Below are 17518 nucleotides of genomic sequence, written 5' to 3'. Positions count from 1 at the left end.
CGCATGGAATTGTCGATATGGAAAACGCAACACCCAGCCGAACCGCCCTTGGCGTCGCCCGTATGAGGGCTCTGCATCAATTTTCGCCGCAGGCGGGGTTGTTTCGCGATCCCTACGCGATCGCCATTCTGGGTGAAGCCGCTCCCGCGGCGCAGGAGCTTGAACAGGAAGACGAGCGCCGCCGGCGCATGCGCCTGTTCGTGGCAGCGCGCGCCCGCTTCGCCGAGGATTGGCTGGCGGCGGCGGTGCGTCGCGGTGTCCGCCAACTCGTGGTGCTTGGCGCCGGCCTCGATACGTTTTCGCTGCGCAATCCGTATCCGGATCTCAGCGTGTTCGAAGTCGACCATCCGGCCACGCAAGCCTGGAAACGCAAATGCATTGCCGATAGCGGTCTTGCCGAGCCTCCCGCCACCAGATTCGTGCCGGTCGATTTCGAGCGGCAAAGCCTGTCCGCGGAACTGGCCGCGGCCGGGTTGCGGTCGACCGAGCCGAGCTTCTTCATCTGGCTCGGGGTCGTGCCCTACCTGACGAAGGAAGCGATCTTCAACACGCTGACCTGGATCGCTGGCATTCCGGGCTCGGAGGTCGTGTTCGACTACAGCGAGCCGGCTGAGAAGCGCGACGCGGCGGGACACGCGGCGCTGGCCTTCCATGCGGCGCGTGTCGCGTCCGTCGGGGAGCCATGGATCAGCTTCTTCGTTCCGAGCGAGCTGGCGAAATCCATGTGGGAACTCGGTTTCGACGAGATCGAAGACATCGGGAGCGGCGATATCGCCGCCCGCTTTACCGGAGCCCCGAAGGGAATGACGAACAATTCCGGCGGCCACATCATCCGCGCGCGCCGAACCGCCTGACGGATTATTTCAGCAGCAGCGGCAGGTCTTTCAGGAACGCCGCCCGTGTCTTGAGGCCTTTTGGCATGTCGGTGCGGGTAGCATCGACAACCAGGCGGGCAAAGACGATCTCGCGGCCGTCCTTTTTTGCCCAGCCGACGAACCAGCCGAGCGAACGCTTGTCCCTGATCTTGTCGGCATCATTGGCGAGCCTTGTGCTGCCGGTCTTGCCTTGCACCGTCCAGCCTCCGGACTGGAACGTCGGGATGATGGCTGATGTCATGTCATAGGCCTTGGCCGAGACCGGCAGTTTTCGCGCCAGCAGCTTGCGCAGGAAATCGATCTGCTCGACCGGCGTGATCTTGAGCGAGGAATTTACCCAGGAATGGGTCAGCCCGTCATTCTTGCCGGGATTGCCGGAAACATCTTTGTTGCCGTAATCAAATTTCGAAACATAGCCGGCAAAGCTTTCGGCTCCGAGCCGGCGCGTAATCTCCCGGGAATACCAGAGAATCGAATCGCGTTCCCAGATCGTGGGGTCGACTGTCTTCTGGTCCCGCTTCACGGCGTTGAATTCGGGTTTGTAGTCCCAGCTCGGCGTGTGCTCGTCGCTCAGGATTCCGGCATCATAGCCGATCAGCGAAAGCGGCACCTTGAACGTCGAGGCCGGGCTGAACCGCTGGTCGCAGGTGCCATCCTGGTAAAGCACCTTGCCGCTCGCCGCGTCGGCGATCAGCGTGCACTGCACATCCCCAAGCGGCGCCGATTGCGCGCGCATCGGGAACCCCAGCAGCCAGGCGAGCAGGAAGAGGACTCCAGCCAGGATAAAGGGAAGACGGTCGATGTTACGCATTGATGCTCGCTCCAGAAGGTGTTCGCGAGCGGGCTTAGCGAGGTCTCTTGTCTCGATTTTGTCTCAAATGCGCAGTCTTTGTGCAGGCTTGCATTAACCCTACCGGATCGTAAACGCGAACTGCCCCCCGACGCGTGGCCCGGTGCAATCAGGTCTTCGTTTCGGCGCGCTTGCGGCCGATCCGCCAGTATCGCCAGGGCATGAACCAGACGTAACGATCCGCCAGCACTTCCGGTACCAGATCGATGCCGTACGTGCCGAATGGCCCACAGCGCAGCACGCGGAAAAAGCCCATCCAGCCGCCGGCCCACAGGCCATGGCGGGCGATCGCCTCATGCGCGTATTCGGAACAGGTCGGCAGATGCCGGCAGGAATTGCCGACAAAGCCAGATAAAGTCAGCTGGTAGAGACGCACGAACGACGTGCCGAGGAGACGGCCAGGCGTCTTGCGCCACGGGCCGGGCCAGTTGCGGCCGCGCCCCGGCGGCCTGGCTGTGTGGGCATGCCCATGCGGGTCGTGCACCGCAGTCTCCGTATCGCGTTCTTCCTCGCGATAGATGTGAGCTTCGACTGGAGAACGCAATCCCCGCCCCTTGTCGTCCTTGTCGTCCTTGCCGTCATGGGCGGGAGCGCCGAGACGGTTGCCTGTCGAACGGAGACGCCCAGCGGCCGGGGCGGACGGGTTCTTCGCCGCACTTCGTGTGGTGCCTGTCGTCACGCCATTGGAACGTCGCGATCCGCATGACATCGCCGAAAATGCTCAGGAACTGGGTCATGGTCGATCTCCTTTGATGCGATTAGACCGCCGCTGGCCTTGGCCTTCAAACGAGTATAATTTCCACTTCGGATAACCTTGGATTATGCGAATGAAGCGCGGGCGGCTGCCGTTGACGGCATTGAGGAGTTTCGAGGCGGCGGGCCGGCAACTGAGCTTCAGCAAGGCCGCCGAGGAGCTTTTCGTCTCCCAGGCGGCGATCAGCCGCCAGATCCGCGAGCTCGAAACCTTTCTGCGCCAGCCCTTGTTCGAACGTCATCATCGCCGCGTCGAACTGACCGATGCCGGCGGCCGGCTGCTCGCCCAATTGGTCAGGAGTTTCGACGACATCGACAAACTGCTGTCGGAATTGGTCGCCGCCCCCGCGCAATCCGTGGTTCGTGTCAGCGTCGAGCCGTCGCTTGCTTCCGTCTGGCTGGTGCCCCGGCTCAACCGGTTTCGCCAGCTGCGGCCCGACATCGACGTGTCCCTCGAAGTCGATGTCAGGCTGATCGAATTCCGCAGCGATCAGCCCGAGCTTGCCTTGCGCTTCAGCGCGCACGCGACCTCCTGGCCCCGCAGCCAGGCCGAGCGGCTTGCCTCCACGGTCGATTCACCGGTTCTGTCGCCGGCGCTGCTCGCCTCGGGCCCTCCTCTCGAGAAGCCGATCGACCTTGCCCGCTACACACTTTTGCATGAGGAGAATCGCCAGGGCTGGACGCGCTGGTTCGAAGCGGCCGGCGTGCCCGCCGATGTCGTGCCCGCGCGGGGGCCGATGCTGGCGGATATATCGCTTTCAAAGCAGGCCGCCCTACTCGGACATGGTGTGGCGCTGGGCGATCTCTTGCAGATCGGCAACGAACTCCAAACCGGCGCGCTGATCAAGCCGTTCGACATCGACGTGGCGTCCGGCGCCTACTGGCTGGTGGCCAGGAGCTTGAAGGAGCTTTCCGAGCCGGCCGCCGCATTCGCCGACTGGGTCAGAAACGAATTCGCCGAAAGCAGACGAACATTGGAAGCCAAGCCCTAAGCCCCTTCCAGGGCTCCCGCTACTCTGCCTTCTTGTATTTTTCGAGAAGCTTGTCGATGTCGTTTACCCCGACCGCCGGAGGTCCGCCCTCTGGGTCCTGTGCCGGGTTGAATGTGAGGACGACATCGCGCCACAGATCATAATGCGCCGCGTATGGTATTAGCCCGGGAAATGGCGCGCAGCGCGCGATCGCCCGCACGGCGGCCTCGGCAACCTTCTCTCGTCGCGGCGTCACCGGATCGAGGATTTTTGGCGGGCCGGCGAGCGAACCGTCCTTGTTCAGGCTGATCCGGACACGTGCGAAGCTCGTGGTGTTTTGAGGCATATTCCAACAGGCTTGGATCGCCTTCATGAGATAGTCGCTGACATCGCGCGCGACTGCCACGTCGGCGCGGCTCGCGCCGCTCGACACAAGCACGCCGGCAAGTCCCGAAATGAACATCAGGCCATGAAAGGAATAAGTCGCGGGCGGCGGCGAAGCCGGCGCATCAAGAAAGAGCGCACGGTCAGGCCGCTTGTTCGGCGCGCTTCTTCTCGATCTGGCCGATGGCGTCGACCACCGCATCGAAGGTCAGCATGGTCGAGGCATGGCGTGCCTTGTAGTCGCGCACCGGCTCGAGGTACTTCAGGTCGGCGAAGCGGCCTTCCGGCGGCGCGCCGTTCTCCTTCAGCATCTTCAGCATGGCGTCGCGCACCGTGCGCAATTCCTCCGCGCTCGCGCCGACGACATGCTGGGCCATGATCGAGGACGACGCCTGGCCGAGCGCGCAGGCCTTCACGTCATGGGCGAAGTCGGTGACCACGCCGTCCTCCATCTTGAGATCGACGGTAACGGTCGAACCGCACAGCTTTGAATGCGCCTTGGCGGTCGCGTCCGGATGATCGAGCCGGCCGATGCGGGCGATATTTCCGGCAAAACCGAGAATTTTCGCGTTGTAGACATCGTTGATCATTATTTTCCAATCCGTCGCCGCCAAGCGAACAGTGATTGCCGCTGCTGCGTCTTCCTTTCGCTCGCTACGACCTTATATAATGCTGGCAGTCCGGTAACGACAAGGCGATGAGCGTCGCTGTTACAGCCGGGAAGTTCACGCCGCTTACGGGGCTGGAAACGGGGCGAGTTTCCGACACCGAAAGGTCGTGGTCCGTTCAACTCGTTCCTCCTGGAGAGGAACTACGGGAGACGCCTTTTATGGATGCCGTCATCAAGAAACTCATGCCCCAGTCCGCCTATATGGAAAAGCCGGTCACCGACCGGCCGAGCGAAGCCGAGGTCGAGGCCGCCGTGCGCACATTGCTGCGCTGGACCGGCGACAATCCGGACCGCGAGGGGCTGATCGATACGCCCAAGCGCGTGACCAAGGCCTTCCGCGAAATGTTCGGCGGCTACGACATGTGCCCTGCGGACGAACTCGGCCGCACCTTCGAGGAGGTCGCCGGCTACGATGATCTCGTCATCGTCAAGGATATCCAATTCCATTCGCATTGCGAGCACCACATGGTGCCGATCATCGGCAAGGCGCATGTCGGCTATCTGCCGGACGGCAAGGTCGTCGGCCTGTCGAAGATCGCGCGCGTCGTCGATATCTTCGCCCATCGCCTGCAGACGCAGGAAGCGCTCACCGCACAGATCGCCGGCGTCATCCAGGATGTGCTCAACCCGCGCGGCGTCGCCGTCATGATTGAGGCAGAGCATATGTGCATGGCCATGCGCGGCATCCGCAAGCAGGGCTCTACCACGCTCACCTCCACCTTCACCGGCGTTTTCAAGGACACGCCCGAAGAGCAGGTTCGTTTCGTCACCATGGTGCGCGGCGGGGCGTAAGCCCCTCACCGGCGTCACGGTCAAAAGGAAAATAGACCGGCGATGTCGGCACTGGAATTTCCCAAAACTCCGTCAGACAAGAAGGCCCTGGAGGAAGGCGCGGCGTTCTCGCCGCGCTTCGACGCCGCCGGCCTTGTCACCGTCGTCGTCACCGACGCCGAAGACGGCATGCTGCTGATGGTCGCGCATATGAATGCGCAAGCCCTGGCGCTGACACTGGAAACCGGCATCGCCCACTACTGGTCGCGGTCGCGCAACGCGCTTTGGAAGAAGGGCGAAACCTCGGGCAATTTCCAGCATGTGGTCGAGATGCGCACCGACTGTGACCAGGATGCATTGTGGCTGCGCGTCAAAGTGTTGGGCCACGACGCAACCTGTCACACCGGCCGGCGTTCATGTTTTTATCGGACGGCGGGGCTTGTCGACGGCAAGGCGACGCTTGTTGACGACGGCAGCAAGCCGCTGTTCGATGCGGAAATCACGTATCGGAAGCCATCAGCTTGAACCTTCTCCTTCACGCCAACCACACAGATTCATCATTTCGATACGGCCTGTCCGTATATTAGTCTTGGGACAAGGGAGATCATGATGCTCGAGTGGGCGTCATTGCGGAACAGACCAGATGTCAGGGAGGCCAACGGCCTGACCTCTTCCGGCGGCGCGCCCGAAACGAAATCTCCCAAGAAAACAGGCATTTCGCTCGCTTTGGGCGGCGGTTGCGCCAGAGGCTGGGCCCATATCGGCGTGCTGCGCGCGCTCGATGAAGCCGGCATCGAAGTTTCGATGATCGCCGGCACCTCGATCGGCGCGCTGGTCGGCGGCTGTTATCTCGCCGGCAAACTGGATGAGCTGGAAGAGTTCGCCCGCAGCCTCACCAAGCGGCGCATTTTCGGCCTGCTCGATCTCAATCTGCGTGGCAGCGGCCTGTTCGGCGGCATGAAGCTCGACGCCCGCCTGCGTGAGCATGTGGCGGGCGTCCGTTTCGAGGACCTGCCAAAACCCTTCGTCAGCGTCGCAGCGGAAATCCGCACCGGCCACGAGATCTGGCTGTCGAACGGCTCGCTGATCACGGCCATGCGCGCGTCCTACGCATTGCCTGGCGTGTTCGAGCCGGTGAATTGCAACGGCCGCGTGCTGGTCGACGGCGCGCTGGTCAATCCGGTGCCGGTATCGGTTTGCCGCGCTTACGAACAGCCGCTCGTCGTGGCTGTCAACCTCCACTACGACCTGTTTGGCCGGGCCGCCGTGATCAAACACAGTGCTGGCGAACTGGTTGTCGAAAGGGACGCGCCGCGCCCCGGCCATGTCGACGCCGGGCACCAGTCGCATCAGTCACGCCTAGGCATCACCGGCGTCATGGTCGAGGCCTTCAACATCATCCAGGACCGCATTTCGCGCGCCAGGCTGGCCGGCGATCCGCCCGACATGTCGCTGCAGCCCAAGCTCAGCCATATTGGCCTCACCGAGTTTCACCGCGCCGACGAGGCAATCCAGATCGGCTATCAGGCGACAATGGCGCAGATCGGCGAACTGACTCGGCTGCAGACCGTTCTCGCCTGATCAAGTCCCGATAGCGCTCACGCCCGCGCCGCATCGACAATGCGGAATTGCACCGTGCGGTTGCCGTTCCAGTAATTGCCCGACAGCGAGCCGGCGACGTGTACGCTCTTGCCCCGATGCTTGAACAGGAATTCGCCAAGCACCGTATCAACGGCACGAAAGGCGATCGCCTGGATGCGGCCGCCGCTGTCCGACTGCAATTCGCAGCGTATATGGTTGGTGCCGACCGACCGGGCATCGGCCAACCGATGACGCGGCAGCACGAAGACCGGCGCGACATGGCCGGCGCCGAAGGGGCCGGCCTTTTCCAGCGCGTCGAGCAGGCCGAGCGTCGCGCCTTCGGCGGCGAGCGCCCCGTCGATCGCCAGGCTTTCCTCGTCCTGCAGCCGAAACACGTCGGCAGCCGCCCGTTCCTCGAAGAACGCCCTGAGTTCGCCCAGCCTGGCGCGCTCCACGGTGATGCCGGCCGCCATGCCATGGCCGCCGCCCTTGACGATCAGCCCGGCGTCGGCGGCTTCGCGCACCAGTCGCCCAAGGTCGAAGCCCGACACAGAACGGCCCGAACCGGTGCCGATGCCCACGGCGTTGAAGGCAATGGCGAAAGCCGGCCGGCGGGCATGATCCTTCAGCCTCGAGGCAAGCAGGCCGACAATGCCGGGATGCCAGTTGTTGCTGGCGGTGACGACGATCGCCGGGCCGCTGCCGCCTGCAAGCTCGGCATCGGCCTCGGCGCGCGCCGCGGCCAGCATCTCCTGCTCCATTAGCTGCCGCTCTTGGTTCAACCGGTCGAGCGTCTCGGCGATGGTCCGCGCCTCGACCGGATCGTCCGTCGCGAGCAGCCGGCTGCCAAGTGCTGCATCGCCGATGCGCCCGCCGGCGTTGATGCGCGGCCCGATCAGATAGGCGAGATGGAAGGTGCTGACAGGCTCGCCAATACGCGATACCCGCGCCAATGCGGCCAGCCCCTCGTTCTTCTGCTGGCGCGCCATTTGGAGCCCCTTGACGACGAAGGCGCGGTTGACGCCGGTGAGCGGCACGACATCGCAAACGGTGGCAAGCGCGACGAGATCGAGCAGCGACAGCAGGTCGGGCGGCGCGACATCGCTCAGCCCCCGCAGGATTTTTGTGGTCTGCACCAGGGCGAGGAAGACGACACCGGCGGCGCACAGATGACCCTGCCCCGAAAGATCATCGTCACGGTTTGGATTGACGACAGCGATCGCCGCTGGCAAGGCGCCGCCGACCTGATGGTGGTCGAGCACCACGACGTCAGCGCCGGCTTCGTTGGCCGCATCGACGGAAATGGCACTGTTGGTGCCGCAATCGACGGTGACAATCAGCGTCGCGCCGCGCGAGACGAGTTCGCGCATGGCATCGGGATTGGGCCCGTACCCCTCAAAGATACGGTCCGGAATATAGATTTCCGACGGTATGGAGAAATGCGCCAGGAACCGCTTCAGCAAGGCCGACGAGGCGGCGCCGTCGACATCGTAGTCGCCGAAGATCGCCACCTTTTCGCGCGCCATCACCGCTGCCGCGATGCGGGTGGCCGCCTTGTCCATGTCGGTCAGCGACGCGGGATTGGGCAGCAGGTCGCGGATCGTCGGGTCGAGGAACCGCTCGGTCTCATCGGCGGTAACGCCGCGTCCAGCCAGAACGCGCGCGACGATGTCGGGCACGCCATGGCCTTGCGCAATGGCAAGCGCGACCATGTCCTGCCGTTCGGTCAGCCGGTGCTCCCAGGAGAGACCGGTGGCCGACTGCCTGACATCGAGGAAGAGGCGCCTTTCGCCCATTATGCGCTTTGCCAATTCATGATTGGCCGCACGATAATGCATGTCGCCCAAAAGTCTGCAGTGGTTTCGGGATGACGATATGCACAGTCTGGTAAAGCCAGGCGGTTCGCGGCGGGTGGCGTCGCAGGAAAATTCAAGAAAAACTACGCTTTCCGCTTTTCAGCCTGGCGCCTGATCCATTCGTCGGCGGCGTCCCCCATCGTCTTTTCCCGGCCGTCCTTGAGCCAGGCCATGAAGAGCCGGTCGAACCTGAAGCTATCGCCGCATTCGCGGGTGAAGAAGCGGCGGACATTCTGGGTGTTGCGATAGGACTTGGTGATGGGCGTGGCACGCGAAATCGGATCCGCGTGCCAGTCGAAGGCTTTCATCATCAATCCTTGCGCGACCAGGTTCAGATGCAGCCAAGGGCTAGCAACTGCGATGCGGCTTCGCAAGCAGGTCTAGAACTTATCCAGATCCTGGTGCCGGGCCTTGATCTCCCGCACGGTGCGTGACGAGGAGCGCAAGACGATGGTGTGCGTGGTGATGTAGGTACGGCCGAATTTGACACCGGCCAGCATGTTGCCGTCGGTGACGCCGGTGGCGGCAAACAGCACGTCGCCGCGCGCCATGTCTTCCGCATGGTAGATCCGCTTCGGGTCGGAGATCCCCATCTTCGCCGCGCGCGCGACCTTTTCCGGCGTATCAAGGATCAGCCGGCCCTGCATCTGGCCGCCGGTGCAGCGCAATGCGGCCGCGGCCAGAACGCCCTCGGGCGCGCCGCCAGTGCCGAGATAGAGATCGATGCCGGTTTCCTCCGGATCGGTGGTGTGGATGACGCCGGCAACGTCGCCGTCGCCGATCAACCGGATCGCGGCTCCCGTGGCGCGCACGGCATCAATCAGCTTGGCGTGGCGCGGCCGGTCGAGGATGCAGGTGGTGATGTCGGACACAGCGACGCCCTTGGCCCGCGCCAGGCTCGCGATGTTCTCGGCCGGCGAGGCGTCGATATCGATGACGCCTTCGGCATAGCCCGGACCGATAGCGATCTTGTCCATATAGACGTCAGGCGCGAACAGCAGGCTGCCCTTCTCGGCAATGGCGATGACGGCAAGCGCGTTGGGCAGGTTCTTGGCGCAGATCGTCGTGCCTTCGAGCGGATCGAGCGCGATATCGACGGCCGGACCTTTGCCGGTGCCGACCTCCTCGCCGATATAGAGCATCGGCGCTTCGTCGCGTTCGCCCTCGCCGATCACCACCGTGCCCTTGATGGCAAGGCGGTTGAGCTCCTGGCGCATGGCGTCGACAGCGACCTGGTCGGCAGCCTTCTCATCGCCACGGCCGCGCAGCCTGGCGGCTGCCACGGCGGCCCTTTCGGTGACGCGCACCAATTCCATGGTGAGTATCCGGTCAAGGCCGGCGACGATGTTCTGGGCCACATTCATGTTCGGGAAATCCTCGTTCGCAAACGCCTCCCGCCGGAGGCGGGCCTGTTTTGTCAAACGAGCATGACAACGGCAAGACCTGCCGGATGTTTTATCGAAAGGCCAGCAATATCAATCGATTGAACCGCATTTCCGAAACGATTGCGGCCCGGTCGCAAGCGACCGAGCCACCCTGAAGACACCCAATTGTGGGTTTCGCGGTCTAGAAAACCGCGAGGTATTTGAGCAGCGAAATGATGCCGATAATGATGACGATAACCTGCACGATCTGTCGCATCTTGGCGTCGAGCGGCAGGCGCTGCACCAGATAGAGAACGAGAATGATGACGAGAAATGTGATCAAAATGCCGATCAGCATGGATGAAGCCACGGTGCCCTCCTTGAAATGATTTTCTGAAATGAGAGCCGGCAACGCCGGCTCAAGCCCGGCGCGCTCAATACCAACGGCGCGACGTGTCGTTGTTCAACGACTGACCGACCGCAATCCCGGCCAGAAAGCCGAGCAGGCCGATCACCCCGACCACGGCGGTCGTCGTGCCCGGGTTGTCGCGCGCCACGTCCGAAACCGCCTGAGCCTGGCTGCGGAGCTGCTGCGCGGTTCGCGATGCACGCGCCGCGGCCGTGTCGTAGAAATCCGAAGCCTGCTCGCTGGCGTCATCGAGCATTTCCGCGCCCCGCGCCGAAATGCTCTTGTTGATCTTGGTGATCTCCTTGCGCAGTTCGGCGATCTGCTTTTCCAGGGTTTTCTGGATGTCGTCGATGGCTGGCGTGTCGGATTTGTTGGTATCGGCCATGAAGTGGCTCCCTTGGTTGCTGACCAAGAGAACGGCGCCGCAACGAATTCGTTCCGGTCTATTCGCGGCAGGCCGCCATCGGCTTGAGCGATGGCGGGATTCTTCCCCTTGGGGACGAAGTTACCCTGCCCGCTCGATGCGGATGACCTGCGGCTTGTCGGTCAGGTGACCGTCCTTGGTGATACCGTCGACGGCCTTGCGGACGGCGGCCTCGGTGGTCTCGTGCGTTACCAGGATCACCGTCTTCTGCTGCGCCTCGGCCTCGCCATTGACCGCGTGCTGGACAATCGATTCCAGCGAAATATCGTTGTCGGCCATGCGCTTGGCGATCGCGGCGAAGACGCCGATGCGGTCATGCACGGTCAGCCGGATGAAGTAGCCGCCGGCATGGCTGCGCATCTGCGCCTTCTTGTAGGGCCTGAGTTCCTTCGCCGGCCGGCCGAAGACCGGGCCATGCTGGAAGCCGGGCCGGCTCTTGGCGATATCGGCAACGTCGCCAATGACGGCCGAGGCTGTGGCATTGCCGCCGGCGCCGGGGCCTGAAAGCAACAATTCGCCAAGGATGTCGGTCTCGATCGCCACCGCATTGGTGACGCCATGCACCTGCGCGATGACGGAAGCCGTCGGCACCATGGTCGGGTGCACGCGCTGCTCGATGCCGCTTTCGGTGCGCTGGGCGACGCCCAGCAGCTTGATCCGGTAGCCGAGATCGCCGGCCGCGCGGATGTCGGCCTGGGTGATGTTGGAAATGCCTTCCATATAGATGTCGTTGGCGGCGATCTTGGTGCCGAAGGCAAGACTGGTCAGGATCGACAGCTTGTGCGCGGTGTCGTGGCCCTCGATGTCGAAGGTCGGGTCGGCCTCGGCGTAACCCAGCCGCTGCGCATCCTTCAGGCAAGCGTCGAACGAGATGCCCTCGGCCTCCATGCGGGTCAGGATGTAGTTGCAGGTGCCGTTGAGAATGCCGAACACGCGGGTGACCGAATTGCCGGCCATCGCCTCGCGCATCGTCTTGATGACGGGAATGCCGCCGGCCACCGCCGCCTCGTAGTTGAGCAGCACGCCTTTCTTCTCGGCGATCTCGGCCAGCGCCACGCCATGCTTGGCGAGCAGCGCCTTGTTGGCGGTGACGACGTGGCGGCCGGCTTCGAGCGCCGCCTTCACCGACAGGCGCGCCGGCCCCTCGTCGCCACCGATCAGTTCGATGAACACGTCAATCTCGGCGCTCTGCGCCATCTTGACCGGATCGTCGAACCATTTCGCCGAACTGACATCGACGCCACGGTCGCGTTTCGGGTCGCGCGCCGACACCGCTGACACGACGATGTCGCGCCCGCATTGCCGGGTCAGTTCCGCCGCCTTGTCGCGCAGCACGCGCGCCACCGATGCACCGACCGTGCCAAGTCCGGCAATTCCAACACGCAGAGCTTCAGCCATGGAAGGCGACGTCCCTCAAAATCAGATCGAATTTTTGCTTAGCGGTGGGCGGACAGCGGCACCACATTGTTGGGCTGTTTGGCGCTGGTCGACAGGAAGCGCTTGATGTTGCGCGCCGCCTGGCGGATCCGGTGCTCGTTCTCGACAAGCGCCAGGCGCACGAAATCGTCGCCATGTTCGCCGAAGCCGACACCGGGCGCCACCGCCACATCGGCGTGCTCGATGAGCAGCTTGGAGAATTCGAGAGAGCCCAGATGCTTGAACGGCTCGGGGATCGGCGCCCAGGCGAACATCGAGGCGGCCGGGGCCGGAATGTTCCAGCCGGCGCGCCCGAACGAATCGACCATCACGTCGCGGCGCTTGTGGTAGACCTCGCGCACCTCGGCGATATCGGCGCCATCGCCATTCAGCGCATGCGCCGCCGCCACCTGGATCGGCGTGAAGGCGCCGTAGTCGAGATAGGACTTCACCCGGGTCAGCGCCGAGATCAGCCGCTCGTTGCCCACCGCGAACCCCATGCGCCAGCCGGGCATGGAGAAGGTCTTCGACATCGAGGTGAACTCGACGCAGACATCGATGGCGCCGGGCACCTGCAGCACCGAAGGCGGCGGGTTGCCGTCGAAATAGATCTCCGAATAGGCAAGGTCGGACAGGATGATGATGTCGTTCTTCTTCGCGAACGCCACGACGTCCTTGTAGAAATCGAGTGAAGCGACCAGCGCCGTCGGGTTCGACGGATAGTTGAGGATCAGCGCCAGCGGCTTCGGGATCGAGTGGCGAACACCGCGTTCCAGCGCCGGGATGAAGCCGTCGTCGGGCTCGACCTGCAGCGAACGGATGACGCCGCCCGACATGATGAAGCCGAAGGCGTGGATCGGATAGGTCGGATTCGGGCACAGGATGACGTCGCCAGGCGCGGTGATCGCCTGCGCCATGTTGGCGAAGCCTTCCTTCGAGCCGAGCGTGGCCACCACTTGCGTGTCGGGGTTGAGCTTCACGCCGAAGCGGCGCTGATAATAGGCGGCCTGGGCGCGGCGCAGGCCGGGAATGCCGCGCGAGGAGGAATAGCGATGCGTGCGCGGATCGCGCACCACTTCGCACAATTTGTCGACGATGGCCTTGGGCGTCGGCAGGTCCGGATTGCCCATGCCGAGGTCGATGATATCGGCGCCGCGCGAACGGGCGCTGGCCTTGAGCCGGTTGACCTGCTCGAACACGTAAGGCGGAAGCCGGCGGACCTTGTGAAACTCTTCCATGGCAGTTCCAGACAGCAAAAGGAGTGTTGGGCGCGCGCTATATACTCATTTGCAGGTAGGGTCGAGGGCGGGATCGCATTTGCCTTCGATCTGCTTCAGCGTCTGCGGACCATGCTTTTTGGCCAGGTCCGTCAGCGCCGCCTGGTTGGCAACCCCGGCGCCGCCGCTATTTTTGGCCCCCTGCGCGCTGCCGTCAGCCTTGAGTTCGGCGAGCTTGGCGTTCGTCTCGGCTTCCGTCAGCTGCTTGTTCGCCACTTTGGGCGGGATGTTGAGGTTCGGAAAGGTGCCGGTATCCTTTGGGCCGGCATTCGCGGCCATCGGCACCGGACCGCTGGTATTCGTGCTAGAACACCCGGCGATCCCCACAAGCACGATCGCCGCGCCGACGCGGCAAAACCGTACGGCAGCAAAAAAAACATTCTCGCCAATATTAATCGTCATATTGTTTCCTTGGCAGCCGGGGTAGAGCGAGATTGGACCCTGTCGGATGTCCCATGTTAATATGTCAAGAAAACGCTTCGGGAGGAACCCCGCGAACCATGTCCAAAACACCCGATTCGGGCAAAACGGAAGATGACGAGCCTTCGACCGTCGAGCAATATCTGGTGAAGGATCCGGAGCGCTTCGCGTTGAACATGGCGCGCATGATCGAGCAGGCCGGCAAGGCGGCGTCCGCCTGGGCCGAGCCGCGCGAGCGCGGCGAAGTGCGCGACCACGTCGCCGAGCCGGTCGTCGACATGGTCAAGACGTTTTCCAAGCTCAGCGAATACTGGCTCGCCGACCCGCAGCGCGCGCTCGAAGCGCAGACGCGGCTGTTCGCCGGCTACATGACCGTGTGGGCGAACGCCATCCAGCGTGTCAGCCCCAACGCCGAAGGTCCTGACGACGCCGTCAAGCCGGAGCGCGGCGACAAGCGTTTCCAGGACCCGGAATGGGGCCGCAACGCCTTCTTCGATTTCCTCAAGCAGGCCTATCTCGTCACCTCGCGCTGGGCGTCCGAACTGGTCGAGCACGCCGAAGGTCTGGACGAGCACACCCGCCACAAGGCGAGCTTCTACGTCAAGCAGGTGTCCAATGCCATCTCGCCATCGAATTTCATCCTGACCAACCCGGAACTGTTCCGCGAGACCGTCGCTTCCAACGGCGAGAACCTGGTGCGCGGCATGAAGATGCTGGCCGAGGACATCGCCGCCGGCAAGGGCGACCTGAAGCTGCGCCAGGCCGATTATTCGCCCTTCGAGATCGGCAGGAACATCGCCACCACACCCGGCAAGGTGGTGGGCCGCAGCGATGTCGCCGAGATCATCCAGTATGATCCGGCGACCGATACGGTGCTGAAACGCCCGCTGCTGATCTGCCCGCCCTGGATCAACAAGTTCTACATACTCGACCTCAACCCGCAGAAATCCTTCATCCGCTGGGCAATCGAGCAAGGCCACACCGTCTTCGTCATCTCCTGGATCAACCCGGACGAGCGCCACGGCGCCAAGAACTGGGAAGCCTATATCAGGGAAGGCCTGCAATACGGCCTCGACACAATCGAGAAGGCCACCGGCGAACGGGACGTCAACGCCATCGGCTACTGCGTCGGCGGAACGCTGCTGGCGGCGGCCCTCGCGCTGATGGCCAGGGAAGGCGACGACCGCATCAAGTCGGCGACCCTTTTCACCACGCAAGTCGACTTCACCCATGCCGGCGACCTGAAAGTCTTCGTCGACGAGGAACAGGTCGCGGCGGTGGAAAAGTCGATGAACGAAAAGGGCTATCTCGACGGCACCAAGATGGCGACCGCCTTCAACATGCTGCGCTCAGGCGACCTGATCTGGCCCTATGTCGTCAACAACTACATGCGTGGCAAGGACCCCCTGCCCTTCGACCTGCTCTACTGGAATGCCGATTCGACCCGCATGGCCGCGGCCAACCATTCCTTCTATCTGCGCAATTGCTATCTCGAGAACAACCTCTCGCGCGGCACGATGGAACTGGCCGGGCATACGGTCTCGCTGGGGGATGTCACCATTCCGATCTACAACCTCGCCTCGCGGGAAGATCACATCGCGCCGGCGCTGTCCGTCTTCCTCGGTTCGAAATATTTCGGCGGCAAGGTCGACTATGTGATGGCGGGCTCCGGCCATATCGCCGGCGTCGTCAATCCGCCCGCATCCAACAAATACCAGTACTGGACCGGCGGCACGCCGACCGGTGATTTCGGCGAGTGGGTGGCCAAGGCAACCGAACATCCGGGATCCTGGTGGCCGCATTGGCAAAGCTGGATCGAGGCCAAGGACAACACCCGCGTGCCTGCCCGCAAACCCGGCAAGCATATGAAAACCTTGGGCGATGCCCCCGGCAGCTACGTGAAGGTGCGTGTGTAACGGACTGTAATGTGTGGTGAGTTGACGGCTTGTCAAAAGCGGGCGAAATGGTGTCGTCAACCATCTAGCAGCCGCAATTTGGCAATCACTGCAAAAATACTTCCAGGCTTGCGGATTTGACACAGGTCTCGTTTCCGGATCGGAGACAAAGGTCACCTTGGACAGCGGCTTCCAGTGCCTCGCCAAGGACGTACCGACCGGACATCGAGGGGGAATTTGACTTTGAAATCAGCAGGATGGAGCCTCGCAAAGGGAGAACGCAGCGCCATCTTGGCAGCGCTCTTCTGCGTGCTCCTGGCCTCCTGCACATCGGCCGGCGACCCGACAATGTCGGTCGGAATGCCCGGCTACAACGCCTCTTCCTCGGACATCAACGCGGCCGCCACCGGCAAGCCCGTCGCCACCGCCGATTCGACATCGCAGACAACAGCCACACAAACGACCGTGATGAGCGAAGGTGATACGGCGCTGCCCGAAAAAGTCGCCTACGTGCCGGTGGCCAAGCCGCAGGCCGCCTTTCCGCTGACAACGCCGGCCGGCGCTGAAACGATCGCGGGACAAACGCCGCAGGCCTTGCAGCAGCCGACCCAGACGGCGCAGCAGACCGACGCGGTCGCCCAGAAGATCGCCGCCGCCGATGCCGCGGTGACAACGCCAAAGCCGGCCGCGGCGCCGGAGATGAACAATCCGGTCTATGTGACCGCGGGTGAGCCGCCACAAGCCGACGCGCCGAAGAAACGGGGCTTCCTGGCCTCGATGTTCGGCGCCACGCCCGCTTCGGCCACACCGGCTCCGCTGATCAACACGCGATCGGGCGAACAGCCGGCCGCACAGGCCAAGCCCGCGCCTGCGGCGGCAAAGCCGATCATCACTTTGGCCTCGGCCGACTCCACGGCAAAGCCGATACAATTGGCCTCGACCGGCGACGATGCCGGCCACATCACCGGCAGCGATGCCTTGCCCGGCGTGCGCCAGACCGCCCTGTTCGAGATCAAGCGCAAATCCGGCCTCGACGACGAAAGCGACGTCGATCTCAATGAGGACGAGGGTCCGATCGGCGGCAGCTATCAGGTTGCGTCCGCCGCCGGCATGGCCCGTCTCGCGCCCAACGGCCTGCTGAAGCAGAACGAAACCGTCGACGTCGCCTGCCTGAAGCCGTCGCTGGTGCGCGTACTGAAGACGATCGAAGGCCATTACGGCCGCAAGATGGTGGTCACATCAGGTTACCGCGACCCGGCCCGCAACCGCCGCGCCAACGGCGCCAAGAACTCGCTGCACATGTATTGCGCCGCCGCCGACATCCAGGTGCCGGGCGTCTCCAAATGGGAGTTGGCGAACTACATCAGGACCATGCCCGGCCGCGGTGGCGTCGGCACCTATTGCCACACCGAATCGGTCCATGTCGACGTCGGCCCCGAGCGCGACTGGAACTGGCGCTGCCGCCGGCGCAGCGGCGGTGGCGACGGCTAAAGGCACGATTTGACGGGCCAAAGGCTGTTGGCTGCCAGGATTGTTCCGCCAACATCGCTCCAGTGGAACATCCGCAAACATTCGAGATTGGCCGAAGCGTCCTCAACTTCG

19 protein-coding genes are annotated in these 17518 nt (G+C 63.3%); 7 read left to right on the top strand and 12 right to left on the bottom strand.

Annotated features, from left to right (window positions below; all coding sequences use genetic code 11):
- The first annotated feature begins 17 nt into the window (after positions 1 to 17).
- Complete coding sequence (locus tag JG746_RS18735) at positions 18 to 854, top strand: SAM-dependent methyltransferase (RefSeq protein ID WP_202354152.1); 837 nt, start codon at positions 18 to 20, stop codon at positions 852 to 854.
- A 4-nt stretch (positions 855 to 858) separates the two neighbouring features.
- On the opposite strand, the gene blaOXA is transcribed toward JG746_RS18735, so the two are convergent.
- Complete coding sequence (gene blaOXA / locus JG746_RS18730; RefSeq protein WP_202354151.1) at positions 859 to 1686, bottom strand: class D beta-lactamase; 828 nt, start codon at positions 1684 to 1686, stop codon at positions 859 to 861.
- 148 nt (positions 1687 to 1834) lie between these two features.
- Entirely contained in the window at positions 1835 to 2209 is a 375-nt protein-coding gene (yidD, locus tag JG746_RS18725) for a membrane protein insertion efficiency factor YidD (protein ID WP_202359400.1), read from the bottom strand.
- A gap of 343 nt (positions 2210 to 2552) precedes the next feature.
- On the opposite strand from yidD, the gene JG746_RS18720 reads away from it, so the two are divergent.
- On the top strand, positions 2553 to 3470 hold the full coding sequence (locus JG746_RS18720; RefSeq protein WP_202354150.1) for a LysR substrate-binding domain-containing protein: 918 nt from the start codon (positions 2553 to 2555) through the stop codon (positions 3468 to 3470).
- A 19-nt stretch (positions 3471 to 3489) separates the two neighbouring features.
- On the opposite strand, the gene JG746_RS18715 is transcribed toward JG746_RS18720, so the two are convergent.
- Positions 3490 to 3912: a cell envelope integrity protein TolA gene (locus JG746_RS18715; RefSeq protein WP_202354149.1), complete on the bottom strand. Its 423-nt coding sequence runs from the start codon at positions 3910 to 3912 to the stop codon at positions 3490 to 3492.
- A 64-nt stretch (positions 3913 to 3976) separates the two neighbouring features.
- Positions 3977 to 4423 (bottom strand): iron-sulfur cluster assembly scaffold protein, encoded by a 447-nt coding sequence (locus JG746_RS18710; protein WP_202354148.1) that lies wholly within the window; start codon positions 4421 to 4423, stop codon positions 3977 to 3979.
- Between the two features lie 239 nt (positions 4424 to 4662).
- Here JG746_RS18710 and folE point away from each other — a divergent pair, with 239 nt between their 5' ends.
- The 3 genes from folE to JG746_RS18695 all read left to right on the top strand — a co-directional run bounded on the left by folE (position 4663) and on the right by JG746_RS18695 (position 6855).
- The gene (gene folE, locus JG746_RS18705) at positions 4663 to 5295 is read left to right on the top strand and encodes a GTP cyclohydrolase I FolE (RefSeq protein WP_202354147.1); all 633 of its coding nucleotides are present in this window, start codon (positions 4663 to 4665) and stop codon (positions 5293 to 5295) included.
- Positions 5296 to 5337: 42 nt separating this feature from the next.
- Positions 5338 to 5799, top strand: coding sequence for a phosphoribosyl-AMP cyclohydrolase (gene hisI, locus JG746_RS18700; protein ID WP_202354146.1), 462 nt, complete (start codon positions 5338 to 5340; stop codon positions 5797 to 5799).
- 84 nt (positions 5800 to 5883) lie between these two features.
- The gene (locus JG746_RS18695; RefSeq protein WP_202354145.1) at positions 5884 to 6855 is read left to right on the top strand and encodes a patatin family protein; all 972 of its coding nucleotides are present in this window, start codon (positions 5884 to 5886) and stop codon (positions 6853 to 6855) included.
- A gap of 17 nt (positions 6856 to 6872) precedes the next feature.
- Here the strand turns inward: JG746_RS18695 and recJ are convergent, their stop codons facing one another.
- The 8 genes from recJ to JG746_RS18655 all read right to left on the bottom strand — a co-directional run bounded on the left by recJ (position 6873) and on the right by JG746_RS18655 (position 14003).
- Positions 6873 to 8651: a single-stranded-DNA-specific exonuclease RecJ gene (gene recJ / locus JG746_RS18690; RefSeq protein WP_446721036.1), complete on the bottom strand. Its 1779-nt coding sequence runs from the start codon at positions 8649 to 8651 to the stop codon at positions 6873 to 6875.
- A 143-nt stretch (positions 8652 to 8794) separates the two neighbouring features.
- Positions 8795 to 9019, bottom strand: coding sequence for a DUF6434 domain-containing protein (locus JG746_RS18685; protein WP_202354144.1), 225 nt, complete (start codon positions 9017 to 9019; stop codon positions 8795 to 8797).
- Positions 9020 to 9091: 72 nt separating this feature from the next.
- Positions 9092 to 10075 carry a class II fructose-bisphosphatase gene (glpX, locus tag JG746_RS18680; protein WP_010909766.1) on the bottom strand — a complete coding sequence of 328 codons (984 nt, stop codon included), beginning with the start codon at positions 10073 to 10075 and terminating at the stop codon, positions 9092 to 9094.
- Between the two features lie 202 nt (positions 10076 to 10277).
- Positions 10278 to 10445 (bottom strand): Thivi_2564 family membrane protein, encoded by a 168-nt coding sequence (locus JG746_RS18675; RefSeq protein WP_172228433.1) that lies wholly within the window; start codon positions 10443 to 10445, stop codon positions 10278 to 10280.
- 64 nt (positions 10446 to 10509) lie between these two features.
- On the bottom strand, positions 10510 to 10869 hold the full coding sequence (locus JG746_RS18670; RefSeq protein ID WP_202354143.1) for a hypothetical protein: 360 nt from the start codon (positions 10867 to 10869) through the stop codon (positions 10510 to 10512).
- Positions 10870 to 10989: 120 nt separating this feature from the next.
- Positions 10990 to 12306, bottom strand: coding sequence for a homoserine dehydrogenase (locus tag JG746_RS18665; RefSeq protein WP_202354142.1), 1317 nt, complete (start codon positions 12304 to 12306; stop codon positions 10990 to 10992).
- A 38-nt stretch (positions 12307 to 12344) separates the two neighbouring features.
- Positions 12345 to 13562 (bottom strand): LL-diaminopimelate aminotransferase, encoded by a 1218-nt coding sequence (locus tag JG746_RS18660; RefSeq protein ID WP_019858471.1) that lies wholly within the window; start codon positions 13560 to 13562, stop codon positions 12345 to 12347.
- Positions 13563 to 13607: 45 nt separating this feature from the next.
- On the bottom strand, positions 13608 to 14003 hold the full coding sequence (locus JG746_RS18655) for a hypothetical protein (RefSeq protein WP_244730323.1): 396 nt from the start codon (positions 14001 to 14003) through the stop codon (positions 13608 to 13610).
- A gap of 98 nt (positions 14004 to 14101) precedes the next feature.
- On the opposite strand from JG746_RS18655, the gene phaC reads away from it, so the two are divergent.
- Both phaC and JG746_RS18645 read left to right on the top strand, forming a co-directional pair.
- Complete coding sequence (phaC, locus tag JG746_RS18650) at positions 14102 to 15937, top strand: class I poly(R)-hydroxyalkanoic acid synthase (RefSeq protein ID WP_202354140.1); 1836 nt, start codon at positions 14102 to 14104, stop codon at positions 15935 to 15937.
- 216 nt (positions 15938 to 16153) lie between these two features.
- Positions 16154 to 17407 carry a YcbK family protein gene (locus JG746_RS18645; RefSeq protein WP_202354139.1) on the top strand — a complete coding sequence of 418 codons (1254 nt, stop codon included), beginning with the start codon at positions 16154 to 16156 and terminating at the stop codon, positions 17405 to 17407.
- Positions 17408 to 17518 lie beyond the last annotated feature (111 nt).

Source organism: Mesorhizobium sp. 113-3-3 (assembly GCF_016756495.1).
GTDB lineage: Bacteria > Pseudomonadota > Alphaproteobacteria > Rhizobiales > Rhizobiaceae > Mesorhizobium.
Note: the sequence above shows the minus strand (reverse complement) of the source record. Positions and strands in the feature narration are given on the sequence as shown.

Excerpts from the sequence above, each read along its gene's own strand:
- JG746_RS18735 (WP_202354152.1), top strand. The coding sequence starts at position 18 with ATGGAAAACGCAACACCCAGCCGAACCGCCCTTGGCGTCGCCCGTATG.
- blaOXA (WP_202354151.1), bottom strand. The coding sequence starts at position 1,686 with ATGCGTAACATCGACCGTCTTCCCTTTATCCTGGCTGGAGTCCTCTTC.
- JG746_RS18720 (WP_202354150.1), top strand. The coding sequence starts at position 2,553 with ATGAAGCGCGGGCGGCTGCCGTTGACGGCATTGAGGAGTTTCGAGGCG.
- JG746_RS18715 (WP_202354149.1), bottom strand. The coding sequence starts at position 3,912 with ATGTTCATTTCGGGACTTGCCGGCGTGCTTGTGTCGAGCGGCGCGAGC.
- JG746_RS18710 (WP_202354148.1), bottom strand. The coding sequence starts at position 4,423 with ATGATCAACGATGTCTACAACGCGAAAATTCTCGGTTTTGCCGGAAAT.
- folE (WP_202354147.1), top strand. The coding sequence starts at position 4,663 with ATGGATGCCGTCATCAAGAAACTCATGCCCCAGTCCGCCTATATGGAA.
- hisI (WP_202354146.1), top strand. The coding sequence starts at position 5,338 with ATGTCGGCACTGGAATTTCCCAAAACTCCGTCAGACAAGAAGGCCCTG.
- JG746_RS18695 (WP_202354145.1), top strand. The coding sequence starts at position 5,884 with ATGCTCGAGTGGGCGTCATTGCGGAACAGACCAGATGTCAGGGAGGCC.
- recJ (WP_446721036.1), bottom strand. The coding sequence starts at position 8,651 with ATGGGCGAAAGGCGCCTCTTCCTCGATGTCAGGCAGTCGGCCACCGGT.
- JG746_RS18685 (WP_202354144.1), bottom strand. The coding sequence starts at position 9,019 with ATGAAAGCCTTCGACTGGCACGCGGATCCGATTTCGCGTGCCACGCCC.
- glpX (WP_010909766.1), bottom strand. The coding sequence starts at position 10,075 with ATGAATGTGGCCCAGAACATCGTCGCCGGCCTTGACCGGATACTCACC.
- JG746_RS18670 (WP_202354143.1), bottom strand. The coding sequence starts at position 10,869 with ATGGCCGATACCAACAAATCCGACACGCCAGCCATCGACGACATCCAG.
- JG746_RS18665 (WP_202354142.1), bottom strand. The coding sequence starts at position 12,306 with ATGGCTGAAGCTCTGCGTGTTGGAATTGCCGGACTTGGCACGGTCGGT.
- JG746_RS18660 (WP_019858471.1), bottom strand. The coding sequence starts at position 13,562 with ATGGAAGAGTTTCACAAGGTCCGCCGGCTTCCGCCTTACGTGTTCGAG.
- JG746_RS18655 (WP_244730323.1), bottom strand. The coding sequence starts at position 14,003 with ATGACGATTAATATTGGCGAGAATGTTTTTTTTGCTGCCGTACGGTTT.
- phaC (WP_202354140.1), top strand. The coding sequence starts at position 14,102 with ATGTCCAAAACACCCGATTCGGGCAAAACGGAAGATGACGAGCCTTCG.